This is a genomic window from Brevibacillus sp. (genome assembly GCF_003521185.1).
Classification (GTDB): domain Bacteria; phylum Bacillota; class Bacilli; order Brevibacillales; family Brevibacillaceae; genus Brevibacillus; species Brevibacillus parabrevis.
The window spans coordinates 39197-58497 of the sequence record NZ_DOTK01000037.1 but is presented as its reverse complement, the minus strand read 5'-3'; the positions used below and the strand labels follow the sequence as shown (position 1 = coordinate 58497).

The 19301-nt window shown below is 53.5% G+C and carries 19 protein-coding genes; 11 read left to right on the top strand and 8 right to left on the bottom strand.

Annotated elements, in window-relative coordinates:
• Positions 1–90 precede the first annotated feature (90 nt).
• Positions 91–1245, top strand: coding sequence for an aminotransferase-like domain-containing protein (locus tag DEP07_RS10515; protein WP_287102441.1), 1155 nt, complete (start codon positions 91–93; stop codon positions 1243–1245).
• Complete coding sequence (locus DEP07_RS10510) at positions 1242–1562, top strand: hypothetical protein (RefSeq protein ID WP_287102440.1); 321 nt, start codon at positions 1242–1244, stop codon at positions 1560–1562. The genes DEP07_RS10515 and DEP07_RS10510 overlap by 4 nt, the downstream gene beginning before the upstream one ends.
• Before the next feature lie 36 nt (positions 1563–1598).
• On the opposite strand, the gene DEP07_RS10505 is transcribed toward DEP07_RS10510, so the two are convergent.
• From DEP07_RS10505 to DEP07_RS10485, 5 genes are all read right to left on the bottom strand, one after another.
• The gene (locus tag DEP07_RS10505; protein WP_122963894.1) at positions 1599–1970 is read right to left on the bottom strand and encodes a YybH family protein; all 372 of its coding nucleotides are present in this window, start codon (positions 1968–1970) and stop codon (positions 1599–1601) included.
• A gap of 576 nt (positions 1971–2546) precedes the next feature.
• The gene (locus tag DEP07_RS10500; protein ID WP_122963895.1) at positions 2547–3284 is read right to left on the bottom strand and encodes an amino acid ABC transporter ATP-binding protein; all 738 of its coding nucleotides are present in this window, start codon (positions 3282–3284) and stop codon (positions 2547–2549) included.
• A 17-nt stretch (positions 3285–3301) separates the two neighbouring features.
• Positions 3302–3997, bottom strand: a complete 696-nt coding sequence (locus DEP07_RS10495) for an amino acid ABC transporter permease (RefSeq protein WP_122963896.1) — start codon at positions 3995–3997, stop codon at positions 3302–3304.
• Positions 3984–4820 (bottom strand): amino acid ABC transporter substrate-binding protein, encoded by an 837-nt coding sequence (locus tag DEP07_RS10490; protein ID WP_173596836.1) that lies wholly within the window; start codon positions 4818–4820, stop codon positions 3984–3986. Before DEP07_RS10490 ends, DEP07_RS10495 begins: the two co-directional genes overlap by 14 nt.
• Before the next feature lie 78 nt (positions 4821–4898).
• On the bottom strand, positions 4899–5717 hold the full coding sequence (locus tag DEP07_RS10485) for an amino acid ABC transporter substrate-binding protein (protein WP_122963898.1): 819 nt from the start codon (positions 5715–5717) through the stop codon (positions 4899–4901).
• A 322-nt stretch (positions 5718–6039) separates the two neighbouring features.
• Here DEP07_RS10485 and DEP07_RS10480 point away from each other — a divergent pair, with 322 nt between their 5' ends.
• From DEP07_RS10480 to abc-f, 4 genes are all read left to right on the top strand, one after another.
• A complete protein-coding gene (locus DEP07_RS10480; RefSeq protein WP_122963899.1) occupies positions 6040–6441 on the top strand; it encodes a hypothetical protein in 402 nt (133 codons plus the stop codon).
• 15 nt (positions 6442–6456) lie between these two features.
• Entirely contained in the window at positions 6457–7395 is a 939-nt protein-coding gene (locus tag DEP07_RS10475) for an AEC family transporter (protein ID WP_122963900.1), read from the top strand.
• Positions 7396–7544: 149 nt separating this feature from the next.
• Complete coding sequence (locus tag DEP07_RS10470) at positions 7545–8336, top strand: stalk domain-containing protein (protein WP_242774871.1); 792 nt, start codon at positions 7545–7547, stop codon at positions 8334–8336.
• 457 nt (positions 8337–8793) lie between these two features.
• Positions 8794–10734, top strand: coding sequence for a ribosomal protection-like ABC-F family protein (gene abc-f / locus DEP07_RS10465; protein WP_242774873.1), 1941 nt, complete (start codon positions 8794–8796; stop codon positions 10732–10734).
• A 204-nt stretch (positions 10735–10938) separates the two neighbouring features.
• Here abc-f and DEP07_RS10460 read toward each other — a convergent pair whose 3' ends face one another.
• Complete coding sequence (locus DEP07_RS10460) at positions 10939–12114, bottom strand: MFS transporter (RefSeq protein WP_281868136.1); 1176 nt, start codon at positions 12112–12114, stop codon at positions 10939–10941.
• Positions 12115–12300: 186 nt separating this feature from the next.
• On the opposite strand from DEP07_RS10460, the gene DEP07_RS10455 reads away from it, so the two are divergent.
• The 3 genes from DEP07_RS10455 to DEP07_RS10445 all read left to right on the top strand — a co-directional run bounded on the left by DEP07_RS10455 (position 12301) and on the right by DEP07_RS10445 (position 13737).
• Positions 12301–12699 (top strand): hypothetical protein, encoded by a 399-nt coding sequence (locus tag DEP07_RS10455; protein WP_122963904.1) that lies wholly within the window; start codon positions 12301–12303, stop codon positions 12697–12699.
• Positions 12696–12902: a YqgQ family protein gene (locus DEP07_RS10450; protein ID WP_063228008.1), complete on the top strand. Its 207-nt coding sequence runs from the start codon at positions 12696–12698 to the stop codon at positions 12900–12902. Before DEP07_RS10455 ends, DEP07_RS10450 begins: the two co-directional genes overlap by 4 nt.
• A 226-nt stretch (positions 12903–13128) precedes the next feature.
• Positions 13129–13737, top strand: a complete 609-nt coding sequence (locus DEP07_RS10445; protein WP_063228180.1) for a DedA family protein — start codon at positions 13129–13131, stop codon at positions 13735–13737.
• A 33-nt stretch (positions 13738–13770) separates the two neighbouring features.
• Here the strand turns inward: DEP07_RS10445 and DEP07_RS10440 are convergent, their stop codons facing one another.
• Together DEP07_RS10440 and DEP07_RS10435 are read right to left on the bottom strand one after the other, a co-directional pair.
• On the bottom strand, positions 13771–14229 hold the full coding sequence (locus DEP07_RS10440; RefSeq protein ID WP_122963905.1) for an NUDIX hydrolase: 459 nt from the start codon (positions 14227–14229) through the stop codon (positions 13771–13773).
• A 15-nt stretch (positions 14230–14244) separates the two neighbouring features.
• The gene (locus DEP07_RS10435; protein ID WP_167470275.1) at positions 14245–14400 is read right to left on the bottom strand and encodes a hypothetical protein; all 156 of its coding nucleotides are present in this window, start codon (positions 14398–14400) and stop codon (positions 14245–14247) included.
• Positions 14401–14529: 129 nt separating this feature from the next.
• Between DEP07_RS10435 and tkt the strand changes: the two genes are divergently transcribed.
• Together tkt and DEP07_RS10425 are read left to right on the top strand one after the other, a co-directional pair.
• Positions 14530–16536: a transketolase gene (tkt, locus tag DEP07_RS10430; protein ID WP_122963906.1), complete on the top strand. Its 2007-nt coding sequence runs from the start codon at positions 14530–14532 to the stop codon at positions 16534–16536.
• Positions 16537–16705: 169 nt separating this feature from the next.
• Positions 16706–19282, top strand: coding sequence for a transglycosylase domain-containing protein (locus tag DEP07_RS10425; RefSeq protein ID WP_287102439.1), 2577 nt, complete (start codon positions 16706–16708; stop codon positions 19280–19282).
• Positions 19283–19301 lie beyond the last annotated feature (19 nt).

Genomic DNA, 19301 nt, shown 5'->3' with positions numbered 1-19301 from the left:
CACTCCCTCATCTTTTCTTCCAGTAAAGCAAACCGTTGTTATAACAGTACAGCTCGTGGTAAAACAGTTGGTAAGTAAGGAGGGGAACGGATGCATATTTCATTGGACAAAACCGGGAAAGAATCGTTGACCGTCCAAATCGCCCAAGCCGTGATCGAACGGATTAGCTCCGGGATATACGAGGCGGGCGAGCTGTTGCCGTCTGTGCGCAAGCTGGCAAAAGAAATCGGGGTCAGCGTGTTGACGGTCATTCGCGCCTATAAAATCGTCGAGGAAAAAGGCTATGCCGTGACGCTGCATGGCAAGGGAACATACGTCAGGAGGCTGGAAAAAGCGGCTCCACCCGCTGCCAGTCACGACTACGAGTGGCAGGAGTCGTATTACGATTACGTGGGAAGGTCGATTTTCGGGCAGCAGACGCCGCGCGGGAGCCGCCTGCTTTTTCCTTTTCACTCTGCGACCTTGTCAAAAGAAGAGCACCTTCCGTTCGAAGCGCTGCAAAAGGCAACCGCTTTGGCAGCGCGTGATCCGCATACTTTTGCCGAATATTCCTCTCCACTCGGCGATCTGCCGCTGCGCGAGCATTTGGCGCATGCTTTTCAGCAAAGAGGCATACGCGTTACGGAAAGCGAGCTGATGGTGACGACGGGCTGCCAGCAAGGGATTGACCTCGTGGCTCGCACCTTCGCAGGGCCGGGCGACATCGTCATGGTGGAATCTCCGACGTACCCTGCTGCTTTGGATGCGTTTCGCTCGCGCGGGGCGACGATTTTGCCGATTCCTTGCGACAGCAGCGGAATCCGCATCGATCTGCTGACACGGATGTTCGACCAGCGGCCGCCCAAGCTGATCTACGTGATTCCGACCGGGCAAAATCCAACCGGAAAAATCATGAGCGAGCAGACGCGGAGAAGTTTGCTTGCGCTGGCTGAAAGTTTTCACTGCCTGATCGTCGAGGATGATCCGTGGTCAGAGCTGCATTATACGGCAACCATACCGCCAAGCATTTGCAGCATGGATCAAAACGGGCATGTCATCTATTTGAAAGGCTACAGCAAAGTGATTGCGCCTGGCTTGCGCATCGGCTGTCTGGTTGCCAGAGGGTCTGTCTTTTTGCGGCTGGGCTGGCCAATGTCAAAGCGATCGCCGATTTGGCGACGCCGCTGTTCAATCAGCGCAGCTTCTATCATTTGTTGCAAACTGTATCAGACGAGCGTTACTTCGAGTCGGTTCGCGCCAAGATGAAGCGAAAAAAAGAGCGGGTGGACAAGCTTTTGCGGCAGCATGGCGGAGCTGCGCTGACATGGGAAGCGCCGCAGGCTGGCCCTAATTTTTGGCTGCAAACGAGTGCGAATACAGAGGCGCTGTCGCTTCTCGCCAAGCCGCACGGTCTGTCTTTTTTGCCGGGGGCAGCCTGTTTTACCGATTTGTCAGGAGGTGGGCATATCCGGATCGGCTTCGGCTCGGTCCCGGACGACAAGCTGGAGGAAGGCATTGCGCTTTTGTGCAGACTGATCGAAAAACAAAGAAAGGAACTGTACGAACCGGATGTGTTGTCATAAACCATCCTGCTCCTGGCAGTTCCTCTCTCCGGTCTTTTATTTAGGCTGATTGCTCAGATGCTCGTGAATCAGCTTCCAGTCGCCGTCTGCCGTCTTCGTGAACACGTTGGTGGCGCGGCCGCTTCCGGTGACGAACTGGCCGTTGTAGTAGCCCTCGTACTGGTACGTGTACAGACAGGTTGCACAATGCTGGTCTACCGCGATCCATTGCACATCGACAGCGGAATACACTTCTTCCTTGATCACATTCCAGGCATTCTCGAAGTAACGGCCGATTTCTTCAAGCGATGTGCAGGTCTTGTCCGAGAACCAGTAGACGGCATGTGGGTGCAAGACTTTTTCCACCTGGGAAAAGTCGTGTGTGTTCGTAGCGGCGATGTACTGTTCAAGCGCTTTTTGATAACCCATGGCGAAAATGACCTCCACAACAAAATTCAGGGAATTGTTCAACTATTATGTATTGTAGCGGATTTGGGAAAGGGGCACCAGCCCGCGAAAAAGCCACGAAAAAAAGCCCGCCCGATCTAGAAGGGGGCTATTCGGGCGGTAATGGAGGACGTAATGTCCATCGTAGGGTCTGACAATACCATCATAGACCGGACATGTTAAGGGAGAGTAGAGCCAGCATGAAGCATTTGTTAATTTTAGGCGAAAAGCGGGCGAGAAGGGCAAGCACCCGTTTTTTTTATTTTGCGAGTCAACTAGACAGGCATCCATGCGGACAGAGTTAGGTTGTCATAAGCTGAAAGGAAGCGCTGGCTTCTTTGCGAGTTTACGAGGCCAGTTTTGCTTGATGACGTGAGAAGAGAGGAGAGAAAAGCCATGGGATGCAGGCGCGGTGGTGGTTTCGGCTTCGGAGGTGGCGGGTTTTTTTGGATCATCCTCATCTTTCTTCTGGTCACTTCTTTCTGGGATGACTAAGCACGGATAGACGTTAGCAAAAAAGACTCTGCCCGCTTTACTGCGCTGGCAGAGTCTTTTGCTTTACGCTTTCAGGTGCTGCAAAAACTGGCGAGTGCGCTCCTCGCGCGGCTGGGCGAACAGCTTGGCAGGAGTGTCGCGCTCCACGATTACGCCCTGATCCATGAAAATGACTTCGTCCGCCACCTCGCGGGCAAATCCCATCTCATGCGTGACGACGACCATCGTCATGCCTTCCTGGGCCAGCTCCTTCATGACCTTCAATACTTCGCCGACCAGCTCGGGATCGAGGGCGGAAGTCGGCTCGTCGAACAGCATGACTTGCGGGTCCATCGCCAGGGCGCGGGCGATTCCCACGCGCTGCTGCTGGCCGCCGGAGAGCTGCGCCGGGTAATGATCCAGCTTGTCTCCGAGACCTACTTTGGACAACAGCTTGGCTGCTTTCGCCCGCGCGCTGTCCTTGTCTGCCTTTTTGACAGTCACGGGACCTTCCATGACGTTTTCCAGCGCGGTCATATGCGGGAACAAATTGTAGCTTTGAAACACCATGCCTGTCTGTTTGCGCAGTCGGGGGATGCTTGAACGATCAACCTTTTGCGAAAAGTCGAGCTTGACTTCGCCGATCTGCACGCTGCCGCTGGTCGGTACTTCCAGTGCGTTCAGGCAGCGCAGCAGCGTCGTTTTCCCGGAGCCGGAAGGGCCGATGATGACGACGACCTTGCCTTTTTCCACCGTCAGCGAAATTCCTTTTAACACTTGCAAGTTGTGAAACTGTTTATGCAAATCCGTGATGGTAATCATCTGCGTTCACCTGCTTTTTAGACGTAGCGGTCCAGCTTGTTTTCGATCCGGTCTTGAATAAAGGAAAGGACAAAGCAAATCATCCAGTAGATAAGCGCGGCTTCCGAGTAGACAAGCAACGGTTCATAGGTCGAGGCGACGATTTCCTGTGCTTTGCGAAACATCTCGGGAACGAGAATGGCCGCGGCGAGTGACGTATCCTTGACCAGACTGATAAACGAGTTGGACAGAGGGGGAACCGAAACGCGCGCTGCCTGCGGCAACACGACCCGGCGCAACGCTTGCCAGTACGTCATCCCGAGAGAGTAGGCGGCTTCCCACTGTCCTTTGTGAATGGACAGAATCGCGGCGCGCACGACCTCGGAGGAATAGGCGCCGACGCTGAGCGAGAAGCCGATGACGGCCGAAGGAAACGGATCGATCATGATTCCTACGCTCGGCAAACCGAAGAAAATGATGAAAAGCTGCACCAACAGCGGCGTTCCACGGATGAGCGATACATAAAAACGGGCAAGGCCAACCAGCGGCTTGATGCCGGACAGGCGGGCCAATGCGGTCAAAACAGCGAGAATCAGGCCAAAGAAAAAGGAAACGATGGCAAGCGTCAAAGAATAGAGCAAGGCTCCTTTCAGCAGAGGCAGAAAGGAGCTTTGCGCGATATCGATCCATCGGTTCAGGCGTTCCGGGTTGTCAAAGAAGTTACTTAGAAACATCTGCACCAAACCATTTCTCGGAAATTTTTGCGAGCGTACCGTCTTTCGTCATGTCATCCAGCGCTTTGTTGAACGCTTCAACCAGCTCTGTGCTGCCTTTGCGGAAGAGGAACCCGTTTGTCGCTACATTCGGATCTTTGGCGACGATCTTGATTGGCGTATCAGGCTTTTGCTTCAGGAAGTCAAGCAAGGAAAGACCGTCGTTGATCGTAATGTCGACGCGCTTGGAAGTCAAAAGGTCGATCGCCTGGTTGAAACCCTCTACTCCGACGATTTCCGCTCCGTTTTTCTTCGCGATGTCGGTGAGGTTGCTCGTCAGCGTTTGCGCTGCTTTCAAGCCTTTAATATCTTCAAAGCCTTTTACCGTCGTGTTGTCCTTGTGAGTGACGAGCACTGCTGTCGATACGGTATACGGATTGGAGAAGTCGTATTTTTCCTGGCGGTCAGGGCGGATTCCGACCTGATTCGCTACGACATCAAAGCGCTTGGAATCCAGTCCCGCGAACATGGCGTCCCACTGTGTCTCCTGGAACACTGGCTCAACGCCAAGGCGCTTGGCGACTTCGGTTACGACTTCGACGTCATATCCGGTCAGCTTGCCGGATTGATCGTGAAAGGTGAAGGGGGAGTAAGTACCCTCGGTACCAATCAAAATTTTTCCGTCCGCTTTGACTTTTTCCAGCAAGTTTTGCTCTTTTTTCTCTTCGCTGGCAGCTGGAGCAGGCGAAGCGTTGTTTTGTGGCGCCTGAGAGGAAGAGGAGCCGCAACCGGCCAAGGCGACCAGCAAAGCAGATGTGAGAACGGAAAACAATAGTTTTTTCATAAATGAAACCCCCACTAAACCGATATGATTTTTATTAGGAACATACTAAAAGGGACAGACAATTTTGTCAATGAATGTTTACTTCGTGATATCTTCGCTGAACCATTTTTCCGAAATCGCCTTCAACGTGCCGTCTTTTTTCATCTCATCCAGCACCTTGTCAATCTCGGCGACCAGTTCTGTGCTGCCTTTGCGGAACAGGAAGGCGGTTGGCTGGCCTTTGTCGTTTTTAGTGACGATTTGGATTGGCGTATCCGGTTTTTGTTTCAAAAAGTCGAGCACGGACAAGTTGTCGTTGATAGCGACATCGACGCGTTTTTGCGCGATCAGGTCAATCGCCTGGTTGAAGTTGTCGACAGCGACGATCTCTGCCCCGTTCGAGCGGGCGAGGTCTGCGTAGTTGCTGGTCATGGATTGCCCGGCTTTCAAGCCTTTGATGTCTGCAAAACTTTTTAGCGTCGTATTGTCTTTGTGCGCGACGAGAACAGCGCGCGAGATCGTGTACGGCTGGGAAAAATCGTATTTTTCCTGACGGTCAGGGCGTATCCCTACCTGGTTGGCAACCACGTCAAAGCGCTTGGAATCCAGACCCGCAAACATGGCGTCCCATTGCGTTTCCTGGAAAACAGGCTCCACACCGAGCCGCTTGGCAACCTCGCTTACGACCTCCACGTCGTATCCGGTCAGTTTGCCGGACTGATCGTGGTATGTAAACGGCGAGTAAGTGCCTTCTGTCCCGATGACGAGCTTTTTCTCCGCTTTGACTTTTTCCAGCAAGCTTTGCGAAGCAGCTGGCGGTGTAGCGCTATCGGTTTGGGAAGGGGCGCCAGAGCTGCTGCAACCAACGATTCCTACCAACAGACAAGAGAGCAAAGTAGAGAAAACGACTTTTTTCATGATGATTAAATCCCCTTTATGCTGATCGAATTTCATGGATTCATAGTAGTAGCCTCATCGGTCTTTGTCAATCATAAAAATATTTATTCCGATTTGTTTACTATGAATTTCTTGGTCTGCAAACGGTTCCTTTCTCAGGATTCTCCAATTGCCCTATCGCTATGTGCAGGAGCGTCAGAGGGCTTGCAAGTAGTGGTTGAGGTTGTGGGGGCAGATAGCGTACAATAAGTACGACCTTGGGCGTTTGCCCATTTTTTCGGACGAAACATCTTGATGCTTTGGGACAAAGACAACCATGAATGGATAAAAGGAGTCAATCAGCATGTTAAACGACTGGCGTATGTATACCGATGGCAGTGGAACGGAGCAGAAGCATGTAGCCTGGCACGAAGTATTGAAGGAAATCGCGCAGTTGAATGGCGAGAATCGCACGCTGGTGCATGCCGCATACGGTGACCACGTGGATTTGGTGGTGGCTGGCGGCAACAACGGCAAAGTGCTTGTCCAGTGGAAAGAGCACGAGCCAGGCGAGCAGCATTTTGTGCTGACGAATGGCGAGCAGAACGCGGTGATGGCATCGCTCGTGATTGAAGGCAGCGAAGCGGTGTTCCCGCTCTCCTGGTGCGTTCCGCTCGAACAAGCTGTTCCGCTTTGCGGGGATGTTTTGCGGACATGCGATAAAGGCGAGCCGGCAAATTTGCAATGGCTCCCGATCGAAATGTAAGCGGGGGACGGTGCGATGGAATTTCAGACGTTGCAGCAATCCGTACTCATCATGGCCGTCATCATCGGCATTGGTAGCCTGATCGGTTACCGACAGCCGTTGACGGCCGATTCGCGGCAGCTCGTCATTACGATCATTATCAACGTGGCGATGCCCTGCATCATTTTGGACGGGATTTTTCAAACCCAGATCGATAACCAGCTTTTGGTGCAAATTTTTGCAATATTCGTCATTTCGATTGTGTTGAACTGTTTGGGCATCCTGCTCGGCTGGGCAGGAGCGAGGACATTGCCGTTGCCTGCCAAAAAGCGCAGGGAAATCGCGATCTTGTCTGGCCTCGGCAACACGGGCTTTATCGGTCTGCCGCTGTGCGCAGCGCTGTTCGGGCCAAAAGGTGCGCTCCTGGCTGCCATTTTTGACGCTGGCGTCGACGTCGTGCTGTGGACAGTCGGGGTCATGATGCTCCAGGAAAAAGGCTCGTTTTCGCTCAAAGGGCTGAAAACGCTGATCAACATCCCGATGATTGCCATCGTGTTCGGGCTTGGTTCCGCGCTGATCGGCTTTGCCCCGCCTGAGCCAGTCAAGCACCTGTTTGGCACGCTGGCCAAACTGGCTTCGCCGCTCGCCATGATGTATATCGGGATGCTGCTCCCGCTGTTTTTGCGCAGCAAGCCGCAAGTATCATTGCCGCTGCTTGGCATGCCGCTTGCTTTCAAGCTGTTTGTCTTTCCGCTTTTGACGGCGCTGCTGCTCTCCGTGTTTTCGCTGGACAGCGATATCGTCAGTGTGACATTGGTACAGGTGGCCATGCCGACTTTGACGCTCGCCTCGATTTTGTTTGGACGCTACAAGGCAGATGAGGAAATGGGCGCGATGACGACCGTCTTTTCGACGTTGCTGGCGCTTTTGACGATTCCGGCTGTTGTGCTGATGAGCAACTGGCTGTTGCACTAATTTGTTTTTTCCATGGACAACCGGTCTGCTTTCTGGTCAGGCCGGTTGTTCTTTTTGTGGCAAGAGCACTGAAACGAATAAGACCTGAGGTAAGTCTAACAAGATAGAAGATAGAATGAATCCCGGCAAAAAGGAATGGAGGAACGAAGATGAACAAAAAAGCATGGCTGATTGCAGCCCTCAGCCTCCAGCTTGTGTCCGTCTACTCGGTGGCGGCAGCGACAAGCGGGAGCCAGGCACAGACGGCAACGATTTCCGTAGATGGAAAAGCGGCGGCTTTGCAAAAACAGGCCGTTTTGCATCAGCAAAAAACGTACGTACTGGCCCAAGATGCAGCGAGCATCCTGAAAGCGAAGTGGACGCTGCAAGGACAAACAGGACAGATGAAAGTCGGCAACTATACGATCGCCTACCAGCTGGATTCCGGAGCGGTGACGGTTGACGGCAAGGCGGTTCAAGGTGGCGAAGCAGCGCTGCTTCGCGGCAAAGACGTGTATGTGCCGCTGAGGTGGCTAGTGGAGCAGGCAGGCCAAAAGATTGCTTGGAATCCCGAGAAAAGGGCGGTGGAAATTGTGTCATCCGGACAAAATGATTCGTTCGTCCTCGTGGATGAAAAGCAGTTGACCGAAGCAGAGCAGGAGTTCGTCGAGTCCGTCAAAGGCAAGCAAGGCATTCACCAACAGGGAGACTTGTACGTGATCGCGCGCGGCCAATCTCCTCACCCCGGTTACGGCCTGCAAGTCACGAAGGTGCAGCAGAGCTGGGAGCAGCTTTTGGTCTACGTGAAATTGACAGAGCCAGTTCCAGGGATGATGTATCCGCAAGTGATCACCTATCCGTACTTGACGGCAAAAGTGAAGCTCCCGCCGTACAACACGATTGTGTTCATCGATGCCGATACGAACAAACCTTTGTTTGAAGGGACGCAAAGCAACCAATAAGCAGCCGTTTCTTTTGCTGACTGCCCCTTGTTTTTCGCTCGCAGCTGTACTATGATGGTGGATAAGATTTACCTAATCCTTGGGAATGGAGGTGTGTGTACGTGTTCGGAACCGTTCAGGCGTGGTTTGTGGTAGAAACTTCCAGTATGACGCATGATTTTTCTTTCAACGGGACCAGTCTGCCCATTTTTGCGCATACAACTGAACGAAGTTTCCATAGGCGTACCATGCATCGACCAGGGACGGTTTGTTCTTGTCAATAATGGGTGACTGATTCGGGCAGCATTTTTGGCTGACGATATCTTCCCCTCGCGATGCCGCAGGTAATGGCCTGCGGCTTTTTTGCGTCCATTTTTGCCTTTTGGCAGACAGATGGCATATGGGGGCAAAAATCGCCGGGGCCGGCCAGGAAAGACCATTATGTTGAACCGTACCACATACCAGGGAGGAAAAAATCATGATTATCGTCGCAACTACCCAATTACAAAAATCGTACGGAGCCGATCCGGTTTTGCAAAATATTACGTTGGAAATAAAAGCGGGCGAGCGGGTAGGAATCGTCGGCCCAAACGGTGCGGGCAAGACGACCTTGTTCAAACTGCTGGCAGGCATCGAAAGTCCGGACTCAGGCGAGCTGTACCGGGCAAAAGGAACGGTGTGGGCGTATTTGCCGCAATCCCCGCAGTATCCGCAGGAGTGGACGGGGCGAGATGTGGTGGCGAGCGCTTTTGCTGAAGTTCGCCACATTCAGGAGCAGATGCGCGAGCTGGAAAGCCAGATGGCGCTGCTCTACGAGGACGAAGCGGCGTTGCATCGGCTGATGCAGCGTTACCAGAAGTTGCAAGACGAATTTGAGCAGCAGGATGGCTACCAGTGGGAGACGCGTATGACTCAGGTCGTGCAAGGATTGGGAGTAAGCGAAGAGCTGCTCGCTACGCCGTTTGCCCAACTGAGCGGAGGGGAGAAAACGAAGGCGGGGCTTGCCAAGCTTTTGTGCCAAAAGAGCGATGTCCTGCTGCTGGATGAGCCGACGAACCATCTGGACGTGGAGTCGATGGAGTGGCTGGAGCAATTTTTGCAGAGCTATCCGGGAACGGTGCTGATTATTTCCCACGACCGCTATTTCCTGGATGCAGTCGTTACTTCTGTCTACCATGTGGACGGCGGGGAAGCGGAGTTTTACATCGGAAACTACAGCGCCTTTGCCACCGAGCGGGAGGAGCGTTTGCTGCGGCAGTTTGCCGCCTACCAGGAGCAGCAGAAAAAGATCAAAAAAATGAAAGAGACGATCAAGCGGCTAAAAGAGTGGGGCAATCGCTCCAACCCGCCAAACGAGGCGTTTCACCGTCGGGCGAAAAGCATGGAAAAAGCGCTGGCCCGGATCGAACGCATCGAGCGGCCAAAAATGGAAGCGGACCGGATGGGGCTGCAATTCAAAAAGACAGACCGCAGCGGCCAGGACGTGCTGATCGTAACAGACGTGCACAAGACGTACGGCGGAAAGCAGCTGTTTGCTGACGCCAGCTTGCTGCTTCGTTTCGGGGAGCGCAAAGCACTGCTCGGGCCAAACGGCTGCGGGAAGTCCACGTTGATCCGCATGCTTTTGGGAGAGACAGAGCCGGATGCAGGCAGGCTCGCAATCGGCAGCAGCGTCAAAGTCGGCTATCTCTCGCAGCAAGCGTTGGAAGGGGATCAAAACCAGCGGCTGATCGAAGCGTTCCGCGATGTCGCGAAAGTGACGGAAGCAGAGGCGAGACATTTGCTGGCGAAGTTTCTGTTTTACGGCGAGCATGTGTTCAAAAAGGTCAGCCAGCTGAGCGGTGGCGAGCGAATGCGTTTGCGCCTGGCCCAGTTGATGCATCAGGACATCAACCTGCTCATTCTCGACGAACCGACGAACCATCTCGATATTGAAGCGCGGGAAACGCTGGAGGAAGCGCTCGCCGATTTCCACGGCTCGCTGTTTATTGTTTCCCACGACCGCTATTTTCTGCAAAAAATGGTAGACGGCGTTTTCTGGGTGGAAGACAAGCGGATCGTGCATGACGTAGGCACGTATGAAGAGGCGAGAACCAAGCAAAAGGAACGTTCGCAGAAGAGGGCGGACAGACTTGCGGGGGAAGCAAAAGCCAAGCCAGCAGCAAAGCCAAAGCCGCCAGAGCCTAAGCGGGAAGTGGTAGCCACAGAAGCAGCGCCAAAACGCCCGAACACTTACAAGCTGTCTGAGCTGGAACAGCGAATTGCCAAGCTGGAAGAGAAAAAGGCGAGCTTGACCGGGCTGCTTTCCCAAGCAGAGACGGACTATCAGCAACTGGCTGCGTGGCAAACAGAAATCGAGCACGTCCAGCAAGAAATCGATGACTGCTACGTCGCCTGGGTGAGCATGCAGGAAGTGTAAGGCAGGCGGCAAGTGCGTCGATTTGGAAAAGGTTAGAGACTATGTTCATAAAAAAGGCAGCAACAGTCGTCAATAAGACTGTTGCTGCCTCGCTTTTTGCCTGGCGATGTGACTAGGCTTGAATGATTGGCTCCGGGTTCAGCAGTCCTCACCGACGCCTCAAGATCGAACTTTCGGCTGCTGTTCCAGCTCTCGCCTATGGCTCTAAGCTTGCACCGTCGGCTCCGGGTCCGGCAGTCGCCGATGGCTCAACTGGAACCAGAGCAGAATCAGCACCATCAGGACGCCGCCGAGGAAAAACGGGCCGCTGTGCGAAAAGGTGTAGACGGCGCCGCCAGCCAGCGGGCCGAGAATGCGACCGAGGCTGTCCATCGAGCTGATCGCTCCGCTTGTGATCCCCTGGCCTTCCGTTGTTCGCTGCGTAATCATCGCGGTGGCAGTTGCGCGAATCATGCCTTGGCCCGCGCCGAACAAAGACAGAATCAAAGCGAGTACCCAAAAGTTTCCCGACAGCGGAATGGCGAAAAAGCCGATCCCGTAAAAAATCATCCCCATGGTGAGAATGGCCGCTTCCCCGAACTGCTTGACCAGGCGGCCGATCAAGCCGCCCTGCACACAGGCTGCAATGATGCCCATGACGAGGAACATGTAGCCGAGGTCTTTGGATGTGAAGCCGTACAAGTCATGGATGTACAGGGCAAAAGTCGTTTCCAGACCGGAAAAGGCAAACGACACGACGAACAAAATGCCGTACAAAAGAGACAGGGAGCCAAAGAGCGAGACCAGCGGGTTTTGACTGGCTTCTTTTCGCAGGCTCGTCCGCTTTTCCTTCGGCAAGCTTTCCGGCAACGCATAAAGAATGAAGAAAAACGTCAGCAGCGCGACAAGCCCCGAAGCGTAAAACGGAACGGCAAAGCCGTAGCCGCTGAGCAGGCCGCCTATGACAGGGCCGAATACAAAGCTGAGCCCGATGCCCGCGCCGACGACCCCCATCCCTTTTGCTCGCTCTTCGGTTGGGAGCAAATCGGCAACCATCGCCGTTACAGTCGGCAACGCGGCAGCAGAGACGATTCCGCCCAGAATGCGGTAAACGAGCATTTCCGTATAGCTTTCCGCCATTCCGAACAGGATAAACGTCACGGCAAAGCCGAGTAGCCCGAAAGAAACGAGCGGCTTGCGCCCGATCCGGTCCGAGAGAGTTCCCCAAACGGGTGCAAACAACAGCTGCATAATATTGTAGCTGGCGAACAGAACGCCGATCTGAAAAGAGGTCGCACCCAGTTTTTCTGCAAAAAAGGGAAGGATGGGAATGATAATACCGAATCCGAGCATGGTCAAAAATGCGACGAAGAACAAGAGGGCAAGATGCTTCTTCTTCACAACAAATTACCTCGTTTCACACAAAAATCATCACTATCAGTTGCTTGCATTTTCCACCTTACGTGAACGAACTGTCGAAGTCAAGCGAGCGGCGTGGGCAGCCGTGCACTTCTCGTGCTATAATGGAAAAGAAAGAAGAATCGTTTGGCAAGTTGTCTAGTATATATCCATGAGGTGTTTGTGATCATGTCTACTGCAATGCTGTACTACCTGGCCTGGCATGAAGATGATTGGCTGGATGAGGTTCTCGACCGTTTTCCGGAAGTGAACGCGATGGTGCCTACTGCAAAAACGTTTGAACTGATTGCCGGACAACGGGAGTCAAAGGAAGTGGAACGCGCGGTACTCGTTCTGAATGCGGCACAGGAGCAGGACAGATGCCGCGAGTTTTTGCGTCTGTGCCAGGAGCACCCGGAGCTTTCCAAAGATCCGCTCTATCTTGTCGGATTGAAACCGGTTGAGGAGGAGGCGTGGAAAGAGGCGTATCCGTATGCGAAGATCATCGTTATTACCGGCTTTGCTGTCGAGTTTGACTACGATGCCGTCCTCGCGAGGATGGAAATCGATCTGGAGGGAGCCTATTGAAAGCCAACCCCAATGATTTCGATTTAAAGGCGTTTCTGCACCGCTTCGGCTTGTTCATCTACACGGGGGACCCGGTGGGGGATCTGTTGCTGATAGAAGATGAAATTCGCGAGTTGTACGAACTGAATGTGATTGAAAAAGAAGAGTTTATGGAGGCCATGTCAGCTGTGCACAGCAAGCGCAAAGCGATGGAAGCCCGATAAACCAGGGACAGGCGTGTTTATCTGCCGTTTTGCGACGCGGCGATGATAAGCGCGTTTTTTGTTTTGTGTGCCTGTTCACGCCCATGCCGCCCTCTTAAGAAATTCTTCAGAATTCCTTTTAGAAAACTTAAGGCATTCTCTCTCTTTTAGAAAGGTTTACCCGCTACGATAGAAGCAAGGAATCGGAGAGGGGGGAGCGCCTGTGGAGCAGGAGAGTTTTGCAATCATGTTTCATTCGTTTTGGAAACAATTTTTTTGGCAGCTTTCACCCGATGAGATGTCAGTGATCGGTTTTGGCGCACGAATGGCGCATGTGGACACCGGGTTTTTTGTTGTGTATGCAGCGGTGTTTGCGGCTGTGAGCGTGGGAGTGGGGGCGGGCTATCTGGTGAGTGCCTGGCTGGGAGCGTCAGTATTGGCAAAATGGGCGGGCAAGCGTTGGCACAAACACGTAAGGCTCATGGACTGGGAGCAAGAATACATGGGCTGGGTGCTTGTGATCAGCATGTTTATTCCGGTGATCCGCCATATCGTGCCGATCGTTGCTGGCTTGTATCGGATGCCGCTCGGACAGTTTCTGGTCTTCTTTTTACCGAGCACGTTTGTCTGGACGCTGCATTATTTTCTCATGGGCTACTGGTTTGCTGCTGAGTTGGATGTGATGCTTGCAGGCGTGTATTCCTACAGCAAAATTACGTTGACGACGGTAGCGCTGGCAGCCGCTGTATACATGGTGATTCGCCAGTACATACGACTGCGCTGCTTTATGATTCCTGCCGACTCGCAGGAAAGCGGGGATTGCCCTCAACAATTGGAAAAGGAGCCGACTGCCTGAGCGAAGAGTGTGCAGGTACAGTTGGCTCCTTTTTCAATTGGCGGCGTGTGCAGAGGAAGCTTCCCAGCCGAAGCTGTCAAACCACTCGTTCCTTCTGTAATTGGAGATGGCTTGTCTCACATAGGGAATCATATTGTCGGGCAGCTTGTCGAGATCGACCCAGATCAGTTCGTCGCATTTGTCAGGCTCGGCGTTGACGATCTCTCCCTGCCAGTTACGCGCGACGACGAAAAAGTCGATGCGCTCGTCAAAAGACCGTCTGTGCATGACGCCTGCAAGCGAAAGGTCCGATGGTGCGAGGTCGATCCCGCACTCTTCCTTGGCCTCGCGAATGGCTGCTGCCTTGACTTCTTCATTGCCGTCCAGATGTCCGGCCGGAACGCTGTAGTTTCCGTCTTCATATCCGGTATTGTAACGGCGAAGCAATAAAATTTCCTGTCCGCGCAGCAAAAACAGGTGCACGGCAACTGGCATCGTAAAGTAGTTTCGCATGACGAGGTTCCTTTCTCAATGCTCTTCGGGACGATGATTTTCGGCCGCTTTTCTGCGCAGTTTTTCCCGGTTTTTCTTCAGGGCAGGGGAACTGCTCATCGCTGCGAACAGCATGCCGAAACCGGCGATGGCCAAAACAATTCCAATGATGAGGTAGAGCGTAGAAGACATTCGAAAAAGACCTCCTTATTCTATGAAAGCAAGCATGAATCTGACTTTGAACTGTGCTATAATGGCACAGTGTGTTTTACCCGATACTAGGTATGATTTTATAGAAAAGCACAGGGAGGATTTCGCGAGATGACTCAGCATACGTCTGTCGATCAGCTATCCATTAACACCATCCGCACGCTGGCTATTGATGCCATCGAAAAAGCAAATTCCGGCCACCCGGGAATGCCGATGGGCGCTGCCCCAATGGCTCATGTTCTGTGGAGCCGTTTCATGAAAGTAAATCCAAGCAATCCGCAATGGATCGACCGCGACCGTTTTGTCTTGTCTGCGGGACATGGCTCTATGCTATTATACTCGATGTTGCATTTGATGAAATACGATGTTTCTCTAGAAGACCTACATAACTTCCGCCAGTGGGGCAGCAAAACGCCTGGCCATCCGGAGTTCGGACATACGGCTGGTGTTGACGCAACGACTGGACCGCTGGGACAAGGGATCGCGATGGCGGTCGGTATGGCCATGGCGGAAAAACATATGGCAGCTGTCTACAACCGCGACAAGTTTGACATCGTGAACCACTACACGTATGTCATCTGCGGTGACGGCGACCTGATGGAGGGCGTATCCAGCGAGGCTTCTTCCCTGGCTGCTCACCTGAAACTGGGCAAAATGATCGTGCTGTACGATTCGAACGATATCTCGCTGGACGGCGAACTGTCCCGCTCGTTCTCGGAAAATGTGGCAGGACGCTACCAAGCGTACGGCTGGCAATATTTGCGCGTAGAAGACGGAAACGATCTGGCAGCGATTGATGCCGCCATCGCTGAAGCGAAAAAAGATCTGGATCGTCCTACGCTGATCGAAGTCAAAACTGTCATCGGCTACGGCAGCCCGAACAAAGGCGGCTCCAGCGCTTCCCACGGCGCACCGCTCGGCAAAGATGAAGTGAAGCTGACAAAAGCAAACTACGAGTGGTCGCATGACCAAGAGTTCCACGTTCCTGCGGAAGTGGCTGATTTCTACGCAGGACTGGCAGAAGCGGGCGAAAAAGCGGAAGCGGCATGGCGTGACCTGTTTGCCGAGTACGCCAAAGCATATCCGGACCTGGCTGCGCAATTCACGACAGCACAGGAAGGCCACCTGCCAGCAGGCTGGGATGCCAACATGCCGGTATACGAAGCAGGGGCGAAGCTGGCAACCCGCGTCGCTTCCGGAAACGCAATCAATGCACTGGCAACATCCGTGCCGTTTTTCCTCGGCGGTTCCGCAGACCTGGCTCACTCCAACAACACAGTGATCAAAGAAGCGGGCAACTTCCTGCCAGGCTCCTACGATGGCCGCAACATCTGGTTTGGTGTTCGCGAGTTCGCCATGGGGGCAGCACTCAACGGTATGGCTCTGCACGGTGGGGTAAAAGTATACGGCGGTACGTTCTTCGTCTTCTCTGACTACGTGCGTCCGGCTATCCGCCTGTCTGCTCTGATGAAACAGCCGGTTGTGTACGTGTTCACGCACGACTCCATCGCTGTAGGGGAAGACGGCCCGACTCACGAGCCGATCGAACAATTGGCGTCCTTGCGCGCGATGCCAGGACTGACCATTATGCGTCCGGCTGATGCCGTAGAGACAAACGAAGCTTGGAAATACGCTGTTTCCCGCACAGACGAGCCAGTCGTACTTGTTTTGACTCGCCAAAACTTGCCAGTCTTGCCAGAGACCATCGAGAAAGCGGAAGCAGGCGTGAGCAAAGGGGCATATGTGCTCGCAGACGCTCCAAGCGGCAATCCGCAACTGATCTTGCTCGCTACCGGCTCCGAAGTATCCTTGGTGATGCAAGCGCGTGAAGAGCTGCTCTCCCGCGGAATCGAGGCACGCGTCGTGTCCATGCCAAGCTGGAACCTGTTCGAGCGTCAGCCGCAAGAGTATCGCGATGCGGTCATTCCTCCGACAGTAAAAGCGCGTGTAGCAGTAGAGATGGGCTCTCCTATGGGCTGGGAACGTTATGCTGGAGATGGCGGAAAAGTGATCGCGATCAACCAGTTCGGCGCCTCCGCACCTGGCGACCGCATCATGCGCGAATACGGCTTCACCGTAGAAAATGTAGTGGCTACAGCAGAAGGGCTGCTCAAATAAATTGCCTTTGCTTCATAAGAAAAGCCTATCTCTCACAAGGAGATAGGCTTTTCCAGTGACAAAACCGAAACAGTGTGGAATGATAGACACGTGCCAAAAGGGAGAAACTTTTTTCAAAAGCATCCGTCTATATAAGATGCGGGGGAGAGAGAAAACCAGGAGGTAAGAAATGGCAACAAAGGCCAAGAAGAAAGTCAGGAAGAAAAAGAACAACTTGCTGATGATTGCCGTAGGATTCGCCGTCTTTCTCATCTTGAGCGTCATCGGGGGATACTTTTCCCTGTTGTACGCGGGAGACCGGATGATTGCGGAAAACGAACAGAAGCTGAAAGACTTGAAAGCAGAACCAACGGTCATATATGACAAAAACGGTGAAGAGATGACGAGTCTGATTCGTCAAAAAAACCGTGAATACAAACCGATCAACGAAGTGCCCAAAGTGTTGATTGACGCATTCCTTGCTGTCGAGGACAAACGGTTTTACGAGCACAAAGGCGTCGATATGGTACGGATCGGCGGAGCTATCATCAATGACATTAAAAAAGGTTCATTGGCTGAAGGGGGAAGCACGATCACCCAGCAGCTTGCCAGAAACGTTTTCCTCAACCTGGACCAAACGTTTTGGCGCAAGACCAAAGAGATGAGCATTGCGATCGGACTGGAGCGCCGCTATTCCAAGGATCAGATTTTGGAAATGTATCTCAACCGCGTGTACTTGGGTGAAGGGGAGTTCGGGATCGAGGACGCTTCGAACTACTACTTCGGAATGTCCGTCAGCTCTGATAAATTTACGGTTGCCAAAGCAGCGATGCTCGCAGCAATTCCGAAAGCGCCGACGACGTACTCGCCGTTCAACAACCCGGAGAAGGCGAAGCTGCGGCGCGATACGGTCATTCGCCTGATGTACGAGCAAGGCATTATTACCGAGGCACAAAAAAATGAAGCGCAGGCGGAGGCATTGCCTACCGAGCCGACAGAGACGGCTGGAGCGAGCCTGAAAAAAGGCTACCGCGCTTTCTTCGACCATATGGTGGACGAAGCGGAAGCAAATTACGGCGTGACGGAGGAAGAGTTGTACCGTGGCGGCTGGCACGTCTATACGACCTTCGATCCGAAAGTACAGGATGCGATGATCGCGGAGTACGCCAACGCGAAAAACTTCCCGAAAGACGGCGCAAAACGCGGCGTCGAGTCGGCGATGATTGTCGTGGATGCGAAAAACGGCGGGATTGCCGGAATGATGGGCGGCCGCAACTACGCCGCAAAAGGCTTTAACTACGCGACCGACATGAAGCGCCAGCCAGGTTCCAGCTTCAAGCCGCTGGCGGTGTACGCGCCTGCGGTTGATATGGACGGCAGAAAGTGGGGGCCGAACTCTTCCCTCAGCAACAAAAAGCAAAGCTTCAACGGCTATGAGCCGCGCAACTACAACAACAAATACAGCGAAACGGTGAGCATGAACCGCGCCCTGATCGACTCGCTCAACGTGCCTGCTGTTTGGCTGTTAAATGAAATCGGAGTCAATAACGGGCTGGATTACCTGAAAAAATTCGGCGTCGACCTGGCGCCGGAGGACCGCAACCTGGCCATCGCCCTCGGCGGTCTTAGCCAAGGGACGTCTCCGTTGAAAATGGCGCAGGCGTACACGACTTTTGTCAACGGCGGGGTTATGTCGGAAGCGCACACGATTGCCAAAATCGAGAACAAGAGCGAAGGCGTCGTTCGTGAATACGAAGACAAGCAGACACAAGTGCTCAAGCCGCAGGCGGCGTGGACGGTTCACACGATGCTGGAGCGGGCGGTTCAGGAAGGGACGGGGAAAGCTGCCCGAATCTCTGGCCGTCATGTAGCCGGAAAAACCGGGACGACCCAATCGATTGCCGGAGACAGCGGTGTGAACAAAGACGCCTGGTTTGTCGGCTATACGCCAGAATACGTCGGAGCGGTCTGGATGGGCTTCGATCCCGAGGACAAACAGCATCTGATGCGTCAGGGAAGCAGCTTGACGGCGCAAATGTTCTCCAAAGTGCTCGCAGCAGGTTTGAAGGGCGTGAAGGCGACAGATTTCCAACCGCCAGCAGGTGCCGTCGAAGAACAGCCGGAAGAAGAGGCAGTGCAGCCGCTGCAACTGGCAGCAGACCTGACTATGGAAAACAACCAGATGAAAGTAGTCTTGAGCTGGATTGGCGGTTCTCCTGATTACACGTATGACGTCTATCGCGTCAAGCAAAATGACGAGCGCGTGCTGATCGCTTCCGGCTTGAAGGATACGACTTATGTCGATGTGCTGGATGATCCGAACCAGTATCGCTATGTGGTGGTTCCGCGCAACGCCCAGGGCGAGGAGCAGACTCCTTCCCCGATCACCAAGATTAACATGCAAAATCTGGAAAACCTGATTAACGACGGAGAAGAGCACCACGAGGACGGCAACAATCAGGGACAAAATCCGGATGGAAACAATAACGGCAATGGCGACGGCGATGGCTCTGTGACGATTCCGCCGAATTTCGGCGGCGACAACCAGGGCAACAACAGCAACAACGGCGGACAGCCGAACGGTCAGAATCCGAATCCGGGCCAGGGCAATACGGGCAACCCGGGAAATCCTGGAGAGATTCCGCCTGATATCGCCAATCCGGGAGCAAACCAGCCGGGGGGAGTTTCTGACGGCAGCCAGCAGCCAGTACAGCCTGTAGACGGCGGCCAACAGCAGCCGCCAGCAAATGGAACAAACGGCGGCTGAGCGGCATAGGATAGACAAC